Consider the following 14,731-nt stretch of genomic DNA (forward strand, 5'->3'; position numbering starts at 1 on the left):
AGCTTGCTCGCGGCATTTTGGATACGGTTCGGCTAAATTAATCGGCGTAAAAAGCTTGTGATCGAGCACCGAATGAGGATTTCCGGCGGTAGACTTAAAGCATCACCTTTTCTACTACGAGGTTCGTCATGCATGTAATGCCAGAGATTCCTGATGAAATTGGCAGTATTCTGCGTCGGTGGGCGGACGCTGGCGAAAAGCTGGCAGAGCAATTCACGGTGCCGGCGGACTTGAAGATGCGCTTGGCACAGGCCTCCGATACTGTTCGGAGGTTGGGTATTGCCGGCGCCGGCGTGGTGGTCCTTCAAAAGCCGCACATCACCTTCGCAAAAATTGAATTCATGGCCCAGATGTTGTCCGATCTACCTCAGCCGAAAATGCCGACCGTCGAGGCGGAGGCGACTCTAATTCGGGCGTGGCTCGCAGCGCACGTATAGAGATAGTGAGCAGCTCGACGTAGAATTCGGCGCAATCGTGTCAAGTAAAAAATGCCCGTGCAAAGGGGGCTCCATTTACGTGACGCTTGCCAACGAACGGGATCGTGACCAGGCCACTAACTGCCTATTTCGTTAGGGCTGAACGCCACACGATGATTCCGCAGGCAAGCTGCAGCATGGCGAGATAGGTGTCTTCACGCTTTTCCCACCTTACCAGTAGCCGACGGAAGCGGTTGAGCCAGCTATGTGTGCGCTCAACGACCCAGCGTCTGGCACGTGCGCCGCGCTGTTTCTTATTCTCTTTTCCTCACGCCTGCCGACTATGACCGGCTCAAATCCAGCGATATGAACGATTTGCCTTACCTCCTCGTAGTCATAACCCAAGTCCAGGCATAACTTGCTTTTGCGTCGACCATCTGGCTGCGCACACATCATATGCGCCAGCGTGGCAGTAACCAGCTTCATGTCATGCCGGTTAGCCGCAGCCACTTCAATGGCCAACGGCACACCGTGAGCCTCAGTGAGCAGGCTGCGCCTGACGCCGCCTTTGCCGCGGTCGCACGGGTTCGGACCTGTTTTTTTCCCCTCCCAGAGGCGCTTTTGTCATCGCACCGTCCAGCGCCAGCCAGCTCCAGTCAATACCCTTGAGTTCATCGTATTGTAGCAGCCCCAGCCGCCAGAACGTTGCGAACACACCTGCATCGGCCCATTCCCGAAACCTTCGATACGCCGATGAACATGTACAGACTCCAGTGTCGTCGAGGGCATTCCATTGCATGCCGGTGCGCAGCACCAGCAGAATGGCATCCATCGCTGCACGGTTGGGCACGCGTGGCCGGTGACATCCTAACGGATGTGGTTTTGGCGCTGGCAGCAAGGGTTCGATTTGCTGCCACAGGACATCGCTCATGCGAATGCCATCATCTCGCTTGCCTTGCTTCATGGCTGCACTCCTGGATCGAAACACCCTCTGCTTCGACAGTTTGGGCGCCATTTTTTCCTTTATCTAGCGCCTATCGAAATAGACAGTTAGTATCGGTCACTGGGTCATCGTATTATTTGTGGTAATCATGATCTTCGGCACAAAGAAAATTGCCACTGTCGGTAGCGATCTCGGAAAGGCCATCAAAGGCTTCAAGGATGGCGTCAAGGGGGATGATGAGGGCGCAGCCTCGAAACCGACTGATACGACGAAATAAGGGCAGAGGAGGGGTACAATCCCCTCCCAGATCACTCAGGACAACAATAATTGTTTGCGCATCGGATCTGGCGACGGCAATAGTGCCATGGATGCCATCTCCAGTTGATTTATCCGCTTTGCTGGCCTTTTTAACAAGGCATTATCTTCCGGATAGGAGGGCACCGAAGGCTTATACAGCAACGCGTCACTTTCCATGAACTTATCCAGCGCAGATCGCACGTATTGCCGGCGCATGGAAGGTGTCACCTCGCCGCTGGCGTGAGGATTGACCGCCGCATTGATTTCTTCCACAAGCATGCTGTAGCGGGCCGCAAGGTTTACCGTGCAAAGGCTCTGCTTGCGAATTCCGTCTCGAATCCTGGCAAGCGCTTTTGCCGGGTAGGGCAGTGTTCCTACGCCGTATTCTGGCAGTCCGGACGCTTCAAACAGTTTCACATGCTCTTTGAATTCCTCCTGCAACTCTTCCGCTGTTGCTGCTTCTGTAGCGGTAGATTCATGAAGGTGGGCTATATCACGGACCAATGCATCGTAGGCGATTTTGACCTTGATGGTGCGCCGGCACTGCCGCTTCAGGCGTTTTTCCAGCATCATGTGTTTTTCGTAGAGGAACTGGAACCTCTCATCGGCCCTTTCTAATTCACTCTCAGTCTCTTCCAGCACTTCTTGCAAGTCATCGATTTTCTTTAAGACTTCTTCCCTTTGTTCCCTGATTTCCTTCAGTGAGGTGTTGTTCGTTTTTTCAATGGCTTCCAAATGATTGATCGTCGCATCTCGATAATCTATTTGGCCGTTCAAGCTCATGATTGTTGCGGACAATTCCTGTGCAAAATTCTTCCAGTATTTGGCGTTGCTTTCCCACTGCTCGGAGTTATTCCTCCAATACTGCTCATCACTTTTTAATCGCCGAATATAGTTATTTGCGCTGTCCAATGCTTCTTGAGTCTTGTCTGCTTCCCCTTTCCAGTGCCACGCTTCATCGTGGTACTGTTGGATCAGAGCATTTAGCCGGTTGAATTCCGCCTGTAGCTGCCAATGATTGACCAAATCAATACCGGCATTCAAACCGGCCAACATCATCTGTCCAGCACCGCCGTCATCTATGCCCATCATAATGAGTAACCTCAATAAAAGCACTGCATGTTTTAGGGAATGGAGTGCATGGCTCCAAGCAAAATAGTGTTGAATTGGCTGATGCCGGAACCAATTTATGTCTTAACAAGAGATTGGGGAGAGCTTTGATTTGTTTCGCTCTTCACTCGCGTAGCATTGAGCATTTGTGTAATCAAGGCGCATGGACTTGTGAAGCGCTCGACAAAGAAATCCCATTGTTTTTTCTCTCTCAATTCATCGCAAATTCTTTTGACTTCTTTACCCTTATTTGGGTCCGGCTGTCCTGAGACGCGTTCCTGTATCCCGGTTTCCAGGGCGCGTTTTATCCCGGCCATTGCGCAGGTATAGTTCGCGTACCATTCCACGGTATGCACAGTCTGTATCCAGAGTCTGTTATACATTTCCCTGATTTCCGCTTGGTGCTTGCTCTTTTCCGCCTCAAGGTTGTTTTTGCCGGCTTGCACAAGCTGTTCAAGCCTACCCACTTCTTTCTCAAGACGGTGATAGGCACTATTTGCCTTCTCGGCCTGCATTTCCGCATGGACATGCCGACGGCGAACTTCTTCACATTTGGCTTGCCATGTTTCGGCGCGCTCTTCATAGTCAGCAAGTTGTTGCTGCATGCTTTCAATCTCGGAAAGCAACTCTTCTTTGGACATTTGAGCGGAGATTACCTTGCAATCCTGCATACGACCCCGCGTGTTGATTTGTTGTTAACTTTAGTGCCGGGTGTCGTGGTGTACAACACTTTTTCTTTGATCGCCAATAAATGGGAGGGAGACAATGCATAGACAGGGCGTACATGCTGTTTGGCCGTTGACCCGTCGAACTGAAAAGCTCTTTCCATTGCCCCAGAACCCATGTAGAGCGTTACACAGGCTGGTGAGGCATCAAGAAGTCATTGCAGCGCTGGTAACCGCAGATCGCCAATTCCGCCGCATGGCAGGCGCAGTAGTAGGCCAACACACACTGCATTTGGGATTGTGGCGACGAAAAACAAAGTCAGATTGACAATGTAGGCGTCAGCTGTCACCATTATAAGCGTCAGTTGTCATTAGAGGCCACCATGAAAAACTCTGCGTTACAAGCATCGAGCCCACCGCAAGAACGCGGGTTCGCAAAAATTATCAATTTTCTGGGCGGAAATTCAGTGCTTCAGCATGAGATCAATACCGGTCTTGATGCACATCACCTGATCAATCAGGGTTTGCCTGGCGTGACCGTCAAGAATCTCCAGAACAACGTGAAGGTGTTGCGCGACCCCAATATGCTGCAAAAGGCGATCGGTATCAGCTTGCGCACCACGCAGCGCAAGGTTGAACCTTCAAAGGATCTGAACGAGACCCAAAGTGGCCGAGTCTGGAAGTTTGCCGAGATTCTTGCCACCGCAACCGAAGTGCTGGGCTCGCAGGATGAAGCCGAACGCTGGCTGACGTCGCCGGCCATGGGACTTGAGCAACGTTGCCCCATCGAACTACTGAGCACGCCGGCAGGGGTTGAACTGGTTGAAGAATTGCTGACTCGCATGCAATTCGGAGTGTACGCATGACGCCTTTGCCTCATACCTTAACTGGCAAGAAAGTTGTGGCATGGCGACTGGATCAGGAAATCTTTGCTTCGACATGGGCGTCAGGCGAGGGCGCTTTCCGCGTTGGCGGCCGATGGAATTCCAAGGGACGTCGCGCCGTTTACTGCGCCATCGATCCCTCGACCGCCATCCTTGAGGTTGCCGTTCACAAGGGATTCAAGGCATTGGATACCGTGCCGCACGTATTGACCGCGTTGGAGGTGGCTACGCCGGATCGCATTCATGTGGTCAAGCCCGAGGACGTTCCAAACCCGAATTGGCTCTATCCAGGCATTCCCAGCGCCGGCCAACAGCAGTTTGGAGACACCTTGCTCGACCAGCACGACTACATCCTTTTGCCAAGCGTGGTGTCGCGGCATAGCTGGAATCTTATTTTTGATGCAAGTCGGGTTGCGCCAACTCCTGGACAAACACTTCTTCAGGAACGGTTTGCACTCGACCCGCGCTTGCATCCGCCGTTGCAGTAGTAGTCATCCGACACGTCATCTGCATCAAGGAAAATTCATGATCGATTGGTCGTTCTACTGGCCCATTGTGTTGGGAGCTATCATCGGATGGGTCATTTTCATTTGGTCTTGGATGACAGTTCCCATTGTCGGCGTAGTCACTGTACTAGGCTATAAGGCCTTCGGCTTAGCAATCACCCTGTGGCTGCTGTCTTTACCTTTGGCGGGTATGTTGGTGCCATTCACGGTTGTAGCGGCATTGGTTGCGTTTGGCGGAACGCTGATCATCTGGCGTTGCCGCTAATTCTTGCAGTCGGTTTAAAGTCCGCATCCACCGCCTCCAGCAAGAGTGAATTTCCTTGCGCCATTTCCGAGGTGGCGTAAGATGCATTTCATCAATTTCTAACCGCTGGCGAACAGTCGCCTTGCCAACACAAAACGTCCATGACTATCACCTCGACTCCGGAAAATGAATCCAAAAGCCTGGCTGACCTGGTGACTGAAGATCAGCTCGCAGACGAGCAAAAGCAGGCATCCTGGAAGCCGGTTAGCAGTGACTACACAGGACAGTGCCCGCAGTGCGCACGTCCCCGCATGCTCCTTTGCGCCAATGGCAAACACGTCTGTGAAAAATGCCAGTGGTGCCCTGAAGATAACGCCTACGCACCGAATATTTGAGTTTTTCTGCCAATGAATAACCGGGAAATTACCATGGACTGGATGCCTATAGTGGATGCGCCACTTGACGGAACACCTGTAATCCTGCGCGCTGAAACCAATCCGGAATACGGAGAACATCTGATGCGCTGGTCGAAGCGAAATAAGCGCTGGGAATGCAAAGTCTATGTGGAGATCCGGAAAATCGAAATGCGTTCCCTCAGACCAGTCCTGCGCGTGGCGTGTGCGTCTACCGAAAGAAAACGCTACCCAACTCGGCCAGAGTGACCACCATCTGCGTGCGCGCGATCCCCGATCCAAGCGAGCCTGGTGAGTGTTAGCGCTGCAGGGACGAATCGCCTCGCTCGGTGCGCGGCGCCTCTGCCCCGTGCCGCGATCATTTCCGACTCGGGTAGGCAAAATAAAACGTTGAAAATAGTCTCCGACCTGTGGGGCTATAAACGCATTGCGTGTATTTTAATAGGTGTGGATACGCTACGACCGCGCCTCGAGGAACAGGGGGTGGAGCAGAAAATGACAATGGACAACCCTACCGCAATCGACGCAGCCGACACTCTTGCTAACGGCATCGAAGGCGACACCGTGCACGAGGAAATCCTGCGGCGAACCGTCCGCAGCCTCGGCGAGAGCACCGACGTCGACTTGGTGAACGACCCCCATATCGCACTGATGATCGCGATCAAGCCGACCGACGCTCTCATTCTGCAAGCGATACACGAGCGCCCGATGTCCACCGGTGAGCTAGTAGACTTCACTGAGGCCTTGCGGGACGACACAACTCGATCGGCTTTCGCACATGCTGCCCTGCGCGTGATTGCGCGGCGCATCCGCGAACCGCTGCACGATGCGATCGTGGCGATGCAGCCGCACATCGCCGAGAACAAGAAGCGCTACAAGTGCTATATCACCCACCTCATGGGCGCCACAAACACCGATGGTTAACCACCCAAACCGCAGCCGGCGGGTCCAGCGCCAGTCGGTTATCCCGAATTCGGTCGATATTCGCTTAGCCAGGGAAGCGGACGGCCTAACACAAACCGAAGATGGCGCCCTGGTACCCTCAGCCCTGCGCAGCTGGCAGGACTGGGAAGCCAGCCCCCGTCGCATGCACCCGGCAATCTAGGAGCTTTTCCTGATCAAAATCGGCCGGCAGTAAACCGCGGCTTTTCTTTTCGCGAACCTCGTCTACACTGCTTTTCAACGTAAAAAACGGGGATTGCATGAATACAATCTTTGATAAGGCCATCCGCCCGGTGAGGCCTTGCCAACAGCCGGGCATTTACATCATCGAGGAGTTTGCAAAGACCCTCCTCGGCACAAGCGTCTCGAAACTCCAAGGCGTAAGCGCCGGGGCCGTTGATATGATTTTCCGCGTCATGCCCGCCTACAGCATCATCGGCATATGGATAACGCTGAACTACGTTTACAACGCGGGGCCAGTCATTGCCGCCATTGAGCCAGAGCTAACGGGCGAACTACCGCCCGAGGCCGGATCGTTGCAGATTGACGTACACACCACCGTGGTAATGCGCGAAGCCCCGCACGTGGTCCGAATCTTTTTTGGATCATTCAGCAACACGAACGACGTAATACGCCAAATGCAGCAATTACCAATGCACCCGATGAAACCGCACGCACTCAATTAGGGAAGGACGCGCCATGACTGACAACCAGATCCGCCGGACCGTGCAAATGCTTTTGCGGCAGATGCAGGGCCTTAGGGTAGAAAACATTATTATCCCGCTGCTTGACCAGGTGCTCGCCGGGCTTTATCACCTGCGCGTGCCGTCTTTCTGCATGACGCTCGACCGGCCCGCTACACTGAAGACCAACCGGATGATCTGGACAGCAGGGACCCGCATCATCAATGAGCGCCAGATCGTCGTTACCGGCCCCTCGAAGCGGGTGCACTTGCTGGCCAGCTGCCATGCCGACCCCGAAGACATTGCTCTGGCCGCGTCGTTTGCGGACGTTCTTGAGTGCGAGCCAGATCTCTACCGCGACCTCAGTAACGACGATTTCCGCGCCGATTTGGAGGCGTCGTTTTGCCCGCCGGTGCCACGCTATCGAGGGGACGTCGACTAATGACAGCGTCGCTTTTCATTTCACCGCGCATTCCGCCGACAGTATTTCCCGCCGGGAGACGCCGCCCAGGAAGTTGGACTGGTTCATTCGGTCCACCGCTAGAAGCACCGCCGTTTGCGCGCCGCCGCACCGTGCCAGGGACGAAAACTCTTGCATAGACACCTGGGGCCCAAAGGCCGATCTGCCCAGGTAGCTGATAACGATAAGTACGTACGACATTGCGCCTCCCGTCATTTACGTGCATTACGGTTTATACGAGAAGCGCCCGGTGTCAAACCGGCGGGTCAATCCGGAGGCCTGCGTTCCCGCCCCGCACGAAGTCCTCGCGGGCTTGCGCCAGCAACGCCATGTCATGTGCGCCCCGAGCATGCACCGGAATTCCCGCCGCGAACGCTTTAGCCATTGCAACTCGCTTGAAGTCGTCGGTACCGGTGAAGTTGATCGACGACCAGTCTTTCATGAGCGCGAGCTCGATGATCGCCCGAGCCTCTCCGCGGCTGCCATTGGCAGCTTCGATCCGCCGCCTCTTGTCCACCAAGCGGCTGCCATCGGTTCGCGACAGTACGACGTCAGGGCCGCGTTGTTCAACGAACCACGTATCGGCGAGGGCGATCGACCCCGTGCCATATAGCCTCACCAGGATGCGCAAGCGTTCGTCGCGCCACTTCGACGGCTTCGGCGGCGCTGCTTCGTAAGCCCGCGTGTATTGATCTACTGAAAACCTGCTCAGGTGATAGTCACGAAAGGGAATCACATGAGCATGACGCTGGAAGAAGAATTCAAACGGTGGACGGCCAAGCGTAAAGCAGCGTTGGTTACCGAAATTATTCAGGGTAAGACCAGCGTGGCTGAGGCAAGCCGGGCCTTCGACATCCCGCCTTCGGAGATCGAAGAGTAGGTTGACGAAGGACGCAAAGGCTTGGAGAACGCATTGCGCGCCAAGCCGCTGGACGCGGGGGCCGTTATCCGCTGGGCTTGGTACGAGGATTCCATCGCTGCTACAAAGGGGTCGCGCTATGTTCTTTGCGCCAGTTTTCCCCGCGCAGCTGCCAAATACAGCCAGGGGGGGAAAGCAGGGCCGAGGCATCCAGTCGTTGCCGATTGCAAAGACGGTTCTCGTCATGCATGAATCGATAATAGTATTTCGGCGTGTGGCCACGTGCCATCGAATAACCAAGCAGCCAGTCATCATTGAACGCCTCGGGACCATACGGTTCGCTTTTCAGCCAGTCGTAGAAGGCGGCCAGAATGGAATCGAAATGGATTCCTCCAGGCGGATGCAGCAACCGGGCTTGGGCATGGACTCGACTCGCGTCGTAGAGATCGTCTAGGGCGCGTGCCATGTCCGCAGCAGTCCAGCGGCGCGCAATGGCGCGCCTGATCAGATCATCGAGCGTCGCCTGGTTGAATAGATTGATACGCGGCAGGGTTGCACTACTTCTGTCAAGTGTTCCTGTGATGTCGATACCGGACGAAGAATCGACGCGGCCTAATCGCAGATACATTTGGCGAGCCTGCCAGCTGTCGACGCGATCATGCTGCACGGCGAGGAACAGCGACTCCCAGTGTTTTCTCAGTTTTGCTTCAATGGCGCTCGCTTGAATCGCGGCGCCTGTTGTTTTCGCGATTGCGCATGCGGCAGCGTGGCGCACCAGTTCCTCTGGAACCGGCGTGTCTGGAACCCAGCCCGCTTCGAGTTGCGCGAATAGCTGAGCGATGTGTCGCGCCAGAATGCGAGTCGCTGACATCAGCGCAATGGTTTCTTCATCACTATGCAAATCATCGCTATGCCATATATCGTCCAATGCTTTTTCGGTATGGCGCATCTGACCTCCAAGGTCCGTGAAGGGGAAAAGATGGGTATAACTACACTCTACTTTTCCGCAGTCACAAAGAAAACACTGTCGCGGAGCAATGTCCCTTGTTACTTTGGTTTTTCACTTCAATGGCTTGGAAATTTCTCAGCCGGACCACTTCATGGCTGGTGGCTCCCTGCAAACTTGTCGTAATACGATGCCTGCCAACGCATGCCGGGCAAGGACAACAGAGCGGCGGCGCCAAATTGCACCTAAAAGCTATTCGACTCGTTGGTCAACTCGTGATGCTAGACAAACGTTGCAAGCCTGAAACAGGCGAAGATGAACCTGCAGGTGCAATGCGCGCGAAGAGGTAAACCGATAGACTGCGCGTACAGTATTGGAAAGGCAAATATCGATGACACACTCCAAGGCCCCAAAGGGGGCGATGGACTCTCCGGCCCGCTATGGCATTGCTGATGCTGCCAGAACCCGAATAACAATCCAGATGCTTCAAAACGCAAATGTCGTACGCAGGCCGCAACCGAATCCGGCCAAAGTCCCAACAAAGCCAGCGACGCGAAAGCAGCCATAGGTCTTTATCGCTTTTACCCGCCCTTGGCGGAAAGACCTGCGACTTGAATGATCTGGGGAGCGGATGTACCTGAACTTCGCGCCGCCCTGGCATTCTTGAACAATGCTCGCATAAAACGCATAACTGGATGTTGTCTGTAGTGGTTCATCGGCGCACTGGGGATAGAACTTAGGTATCGTATCTATCAGGTAGAGCATCGTGTTTTTGTTTGTTGTCTGTTTCTTAGCGCTACCGCGCCATTATTGAAATAATGAATCCGGGTCGCGTCCGTCTGATCGTCTCCAGCCATAGAAAAGGGACTGTACCAGGCGGTTAATGCAGTCCCTTTGTGCCGCTATCCAGCTAGTCAGTAGGTGGCACAGCACGATTATGGGGAGTCGGTGATGTGTCGTATTGTCGGCCGTTAATCTGCCGCACTGTCATGCGCCAGCCATCTGCCGAGAACACCTCAACCAACGGTTAGCTCGATGGGGAGCGCCGCCCCAAATCATTGAATCTGACCTGATCCACGGGCAAGTGGAGCGCTGGCACGGGAAGCGGAACAAAGTCCAAGGTCAGTCTGCTTGCATTCATGCTTTGCAAACATTGAAGCGCACAGCACGGTCACCACTGCATCAAGGTGTATTCAACACCAGGCACATTGCCGATCTGTAGTAGCGGCATTTGCTCAGGCAAATGGACGTGATCTTGGCGGGAATAGGTAGGGCAGAGGTATTGAAGGCGGGTTTGGGTTAATGACACCATCGTTGGTACGAATGCGAATGGACATGTCCACAAAAGCTATGCGGTTGCTCCGGAATCGAAGCCCCAGGCAGCTCAGTATGATCGCTTGCCCGACGAAATGACCTGATGCTGCCGCCGTACAGGACTCCAGCTGGTAGCAGCAACCCAATGCGTCGGACAGGACAGACCGGCGCAGGGGGTAGGGTAGCTGCGCCTGCACGCGACTAGTGATAGCGCGGCAGGGGTCCTACTCCTATAAGACTAGACGCCACTGGAGCGTACCGGTGGCCGCATGCCGGGATCGCCAGACAGGAAATTCGAAAAATATCCAAAATATTCTGGGATTTTGGTCCCTTGACCGCGCCACAGACCATCAGACATTGATTACGCTGTATTCAAGTGCAGTGAAAAGCAGGCCGATACGGCCACACGGTACTGTCACTGGGCACCCGTAAATCTGCATCAATAGCATGTGGAAAGGGTCCAGAAGTGAGCAGTCCAATTTCATCTGCGCCAACCGCAGGCGTGAACAGCCCAGGATGGCATGCCACGCTTGGATACACAGCCTTTGTTTGCAGTGTGCGCTTCTGCAAAGCGCATTGATTAAGGGAGAGTTTTACATGAAAAGCAGGCTTCAGCACAGCAAGGCATCGGTTTGCCCATCCAATAGGGCGAAACGCGACCGGACGCAAGGCGTCATGCTGGATCAAAAAACGTTGTACGACATGCGAAAGGCACGCGACCTGCTCAAGGAACTGACCGGCAGCCGCGTACTGCTCATCGGTGATCCAAATGACTTGCCATGCGTCGGCGAGGTGCCGCCGCGAGACTCGCAGACTCTTGTACTGCCGATCTGTCGGCAGACTGACCCAACTGCGGCGGCCGAAGCGACCGCGCTCATGATCAGCCAGTTGCAGTTGCTTGTCGAAGTTGAGATGCCAAACATCCTGCAGGGCGGCAGCAAGACGAAATTGCGGCTTGCGTTCGAAGGTTTCAATCGGGACGAACCACTGTTTGCAAACGACGAAGTGCGGGCTTGGGCCCGCAACGTGTTCATCCTGAATGTTCCCCAGGCGATTGGCGTGCTCGAGGAGGCTAGCTACCAGTTCATAGCAATTTGTTGCAATGATCTCGACTTGCTATTACAAAGCGACCACGTTCAAGGCAAGCGTAACCTTGGCACAGGCAACCTGCAGCCAGAATGGGTAGCTGCCTGCAATCTGGGCGGGATCGATGCCACTCAGAATTGGCCATGGTAGATGGCTCCAAGTCAAGCCGTAGACGAGCTTGCGGCACGACTGTCATATCTTGCGTATGGAAGTAGTGTCTGTGGTCGCCGCAATCTACGTAGAGCGGCGACACAGCGACATTGTCCTCAGCATGAGATAGATATGAGCTGCAACCAGGTCGACAAATCTATTGCGTCGGACCTAACCACAACAATTTCTTGACAACGCCAAGTTCAAATGTCCGCTTGCGGGCAAAGTTCAAATGTCCGGGGTGGGGGACGGTTTTCAGGAATTTTTAGGCTGTTTTTTACTAGTTTTATTAATATGAAGCCGCGACAGCGGAATGCTTGTTCAGTACGGTGCTGGTCTAATTTAGCAGCTCAGGTTGCCAAGGCCGCCTGTCTGATTGCCTTTTCCATATCTTTGGCGTCCAGTGCCCGCTGTCTTTTCTTGCCAGGCTCCGGTTTCTTGGTCGACCGCGGCAAGCCGTGATGCGTCCTTGCCGGCCCCGATTGGCTCCGGCTATTATCGCGTTCGGCCTGCACGAGCTGTGCAATCTGCAGTACATGTCCAAGTCGCTTATTTTCGACCATAGCACCCTGATTCACTTCAGGCAAACGATCATAAGTGGTGTAGGGCAGGCAAGCACCACTGGCCTGTAGTTCAATGCGGCCGTCAACATATTCGCACACGTCAATGTATTTAACGATGAGCTTCCGATTGCTCTTCGTATCTCCAATCAGGTAGATCGTCTTGTCGTATTGCAGCGTCAGCCCGTGGGATACCTTGCGCTTCTCACGATGCGTAAAGATCATTTCCAGATCCTCGTCCTCACGCAGTGGCCGGTGCGCATCCCGGTCGTTTCTGGATGGCCTGAATGATCTTTAGACGGTCCAGTCCAGTTCTCGCATCGTCATCGTATTTGCTCCGGTTCTGCCCATGGCCGCTCCCAAACCCGTCTGTCATAGGGTTATCCTGCGGAAAAAGCGGACTTTTGAACTTTGCTAAAACCGGACATTACAACTTTGCTCCTACATTTCTTTGTTGGCCCCAAGTTCAAATGTCGTGGCGCCAACCAAATAGAAATGTCGTGGTTTTGACCTGTTTTCGCTGATTTCAGCCTGTTTTTGAGGTTTTAACAATCACGCAGCCGCGACAGCGGAATGCCCGAGCATAGAAACGGCTCGTCTATCGATTGTTAAGGTGTTAATGCCACCTGCGCCACTGCATCAGCTAGGTCCTGCTCATTAAGCGCCCGCTGCGCCTTGGTTGCCGCTTCCGGGCGTTTTTTCACCGGCGGTAGCCCCCGGTTGGTCCTCGCTGGTTTGCCCAGTCCATGGCGACTGTCGCGCTGCTGTTGCAGGACTTGGGCAATCTGCAAGGTATGTCCAAGTCGCTTGTTCTCCACGATGGCACCCTGACGAATTTCTGGCAGGCGGTCATAGGTCGTGTAGGGCAGGGAAGCCGCGCCAGCCCTTAGCTCAATGCGTCCGTCCGGGTACTCATAGACATCAATATACTTGCCGATGAACTGGCGGCTCAACGGTGTATCGCCAATGAGATAGATTACCTTGTCATATTGAAGCGTCAGCACATGCGATATTCTGCGCTTGACCCGATACGTAAAGATCAGCTCCAGATCCTCGTCCTGGCGTACAGAGCGATGTGCATTCCAATCATCGCGTGGCGGCTTGGCAAAGCGCCGATTGTAGTCAGCAATGAAGCAGGGCATATAGGCATTGGCAGCTGCCATGGTGGAGATCCCCTGTAGTCGCAGTTCCTTGACCAACCGGTCCTGTAGTGTGAGATTGGCTCGTTCAACGCGTCCTTTTGCTTGACTACTATTTGCGCAAATTCTCTCAATATTGAGCTCGTATAGCACCCGTCCAAACTGCGTATATCCATCGCCAGCCTGAGGCTGCTTGCAGTTGACGCGGAATACGGAAGCCTTGTCGCTGTAAAACGCTTGTGGCTTGCCATGCTGTTCGAGATAGGCCCGCGTAGCTTCGAAATAACTGAACGTTGACTCGCTGTACGTAAAATGCAGATGCATCAGCCGGCTGGTGGCGTCGTCAATATAGACCAGGAGCGTGCAGGCCGGTCCCCGATCTTCAAACCAATGATGATCACTACCGTCGATCTGGATCAGTTCGCCGACGCAATGCCGGCGGTTACGGGGTTGGTAGATCTTCGGAGATCGCAGCTGTCGGGGAATCCAGAGCCCGGCTTCGATCATCAGTTGGCGCACCGTCTCTGTGCCAATCTGGATGCCATGACATTCATAAAGCTTCTCACAAGCCAGCGTTGGACCGAAGTCGGCATACCGCTGCCGGATGATCGTCAACGCCTGTGCAGCCAAGCCAGGCGGCAACTGATGATTGCTTGCACGGCCGCGCTTACCAGACACCAGTCCGGTGGCGCCTTGTGTCTGATAGCGCTTGACCAGCCGTTGAATCTGCCGTGTCGTCAAGTTCAGTCGAAGGCCTGCCTGACCCGGCTTAAGATTGCCATCGACTACCGCTTGAATGATCTTAAGGCGGTCGAACTCCTGCATGCTCATGGTAATGGTCCCAGTCGTGGCCATGAAAGCCTCCCAGCAAAGAGATTCCCATAGCATTCATGAACTTCCGGCTTCCCGTATTTCCAAATAGCAAACACGACATTTCTATTTGGGGGAAACCGGACATCTCTATTTGGGACCTACATTCTTCCGCAGTAATCTTGGTAGTTTCGGATTGATGTTGCGTAGGTTTTGGTTGTGAAGTTCTTTATTTTTCAATGGGAACGGCGGGCGAGTTATCCACAGGATATCCTCATTTTAAAGATTTGCTGTTGCGTCCCTT

The 14,731-nt window shown here is 54.1% G+C and carries 17 protein-coding genes and 2 pseudogenes; 12 read left to right on the plus strand and 7 right to left on the minus strand.

The genetic code is table 11. The features are described from left to right. Positions 1–128: 128 nt before the first annotated feature. Complete coding sequence (locus tag IGW03_RS17935) at positions 129–437, plus strand: hypothetical protein (protein WP_194723934.1); 309 nt, start codon at positions 129–131, stop codon at positions 435–437. A gap of 124 nt (positions 438–561) precedes the next feature. On the opposite strand, the pseudogene IGW03_RS17940 reads toward IGW03_RS17935, so the two are convergent. Continuing rightward, a pseudogene (locus IGW03_RS17940) lies at positions 562–1,380 on the minus strand (IS5 family transposase). A 91-nt stretch (positions 1,381–1,471) separates the two neighbouring features. Between IGW03_RS17940 and tatA the strand changes: the two are divergent. Beyond that, positions 1,472–1,636: a twin-arginine translocase TatA/TatE family subunit gene (gene tatA, locus IGW03_RS17945; RefSeq protein ID WP_194723954.1), complete on the plus strand. Its 165-nt coding sequence runs from the start codon at positions 1,472–1,474 to the stop codon at positions 1,634–1,636. A 35-nt stretch (positions 1,637–1,671) separates the two neighbouring features. Here tatA and IGW03_RS17950 read toward each other — a convergent pair whose 3' ends face one another. Next, positions 1,672–2,748, minus strand: coding sequence for a hypothetical protein (locus IGW03_RS17950; RefSeq protein ID WP_194723935.1), 1,077 nt, complete (start codon positions 2,746–2,748; stop codon positions 1,672–1,674). 95 nt (positions 2,749–2,843) lie between these two features. After that, the gene (locus tag IGW03_RS17955; RefSeq protein WP_194723936.1) at positions 2,844–3,407 is read right to left on the minus strand and encodes a coiled-coil domain-containing protein; all 564 of its coding nucleotides are present in this window, start codon (positions 3,405–3,407) and stop codon (positions 2,844–2,846) included. Between the two features lie 407 nt (positions 3,408–3,814). On the opposite strand from IGW03_RS17955, the gene IGW03_RS17960 reads away from it, so the two are divergent. The 8 genes from IGW03_RS17960 (at position 3,815) to IGW03_RS17995 (ending at position 7,545) form a co-directional block, all read left to right on the plus strand. Beyond that, positions 3,815–4,297: an Xre family toxin-antitoxin system antitoxin gene (locus IGW03_RS17960; RefSeq protein ID WP_194723937.1), complete on the plus strand. Its 483-nt coding sequence runs from the start codon at positions 3,815–3,817 to the stop codon at positions 4,295–4,297. Continuing rightward, complete coding sequence (locus IGW03_RS17965; RefSeq protein WP_194723938.1) at positions 4,294–4,803, plus strand: RES family NAD+ phosphorylase; 510 nt, start codon at positions 4,294–4,296, stop codon at positions 4,801–4,803. The genes IGW03_RS17960 and IGW03_RS17965 overlap by 4 nt, the downstream gene beginning before the upstream one ends. Before the next feature lie 37 nt (positions 4,804–4,840). Further along, positions 4,841–5,086 (plus strand): hypothetical protein, encoded by a 246-nt coding sequence (locus tag IGW03_RS17970; protein ID WP_194723939.1) that lies wholly within the window; start codon positions 4,841–4,843, stop codon positions 5,084–5,086. Positions 5,087–5,226: 140 nt separating this feature from the next. Then, positions 5,227–5,460 carry a hypothetical protein gene (locus IGW03_RS17975; RefSeq protein ID WP_194723940.1) on the plus strand — a complete coding sequence of 78 codons (234 nt, stop codon included), beginning with the start codon at positions 5,227–5,229 and terminating at the stop codon, positions 5,458–5,460. Between the two features lie 33 nt (positions 5,461–5,493). Then, entirely contained in the window at positions 5,494–5,727 is a 234-nt protein-coding gene (locus tag IGW03_RS17980) for a hypothetical protein (RefSeq protein WP_194723941.1), read from the plus strand. A gap of 252 nt (positions 5,728–5,979) precedes the next feature. Continuing rightward, complete coding sequence (locus IGW03_RS17985; protein ID WP_194723942.1) at positions 5,980–6,402, plus strand: hypothetical protein; 423 nt, start codon at positions 5,980–5,982, stop codon at positions 6,400–6,402. A gap of 278 nt (positions 6,403–6,680) precedes the next feature. Beyond that, a complete protein-coding gene (locus tag IGW03_RS17990; RefSeq protein WP_194723943.1) occupies positions 6,681–7,106 on the plus strand; it encodes a hypothetical protein in 426 nt (141 codons plus the stop codon). Positions 7,107–7,119: 13 nt separating this feature from the next. After that, positions 7,120–7,545, plus strand: coding sequence for a hypothetical protein (locus tag IGW03_RS17995; protein ID WP_194723944.1), 426 nt, complete (start codon positions 7,120–7,122; stop codon positions 7,543–7,545). A 271-nt stretch (positions 7,546–7,816) separates the two neighbouring features. Here the strand turns inward: IGW03_RS17995 and IGW03_RS18000 are convergent, their stop codons facing one another. Continuing rightward, positions 7,817–8,299 (minus strand): LPD7 domain-containing protein, encoded by a 483-nt coding sequence (locus tag IGW03_RS18000; protein WP_194723945.1) that lies wholly within the window; start codon positions 8,297–8,299, stop codon positions 7,817–7,819. Here IGW03_RS18000 and IGW03_RS18005 point away from each other — a divergent pair. Continuing rightward, positions 8,300–8,440: pseudogene (locus tag IGW03_RS18005) on the plus strand (transposase); the annotation flags it as partial. A 103-nt stretch (positions 8,441–8,543) separates the two neighbouring features. Here the strand turns inward: IGW03_RS18005 and IGW03_RS18010 are convergent. After that, positions 8,544–9,371 carry a hypothetical protein gene (locus IGW03_RS18010; RefSeq protein WP_194723946.1) on the minus strand — a complete coding sequence of 276 codons (828 nt, stop codon included), beginning with the start codon at positions 9,369–9,371 and terminating at the stop codon, positions 8,544–8,546. Between the two features lie 1,908 nt (positions 9,372–11,279). On the opposite strand from IGW03_RS18010, the gene IGW03_RS18015 reads away from it, so the two are divergent. After that, the gene (locus IGW03_RS18015; RefSeq protein WP_194723947.1) at positions 11,280–11,918 is read left to right on the plus strand and encodes a hypothetical protein; all 639 of its coding nucleotides are present in this window, start codon (positions 11,280–11,282) and stop codon (positions 11,916–11,918) included. 350 nt (positions 11,919–12,268) lie between these two features. On the opposite strand, the gene IGW03_RS18020 is transcribed toward IGW03_RS18015, so the two are convergent. Both IGW03_RS18020 and IGW03_RS18025 read right to left on the minus strand, forming a co-directional pair. Continuing rightward, positions 12,269–12,703 carry a hypothetical protein gene (locus IGW03_RS18020; protein ID WP_194723948.1) on the minus strand — a complete coding sequence of 145 codons (435 nt, stop codon included), beginning with the start codon at positions 12,701–12,703 and terminating at the stop codon, positions 12,269–12,271. 383 nt (positions 12,704–13,086) lie between these two features. After that, a complete protein-coding gene (locus IGW03_RS18025; protein WP_194723949.1) occupies positions 13,087–14,472 on the minus strand; it encodes an ISNCY family transposase in 1,386 nt (461 codons plus the stop codon). Positions 14,473–14,731: the final 259 nt, after the last annotated feature.

This window comes from Noviherbaspirillum malthae (genome assembly GCF_015352985.1).
Classification (GTDB): domain Bacteria; phylum Pseudomonadota; class Gammaproteobacteria; order Burkholderiales; family Burkholderiaceae_D; genus Noviherbaspirillum; species Noviherbaspirillum malthae.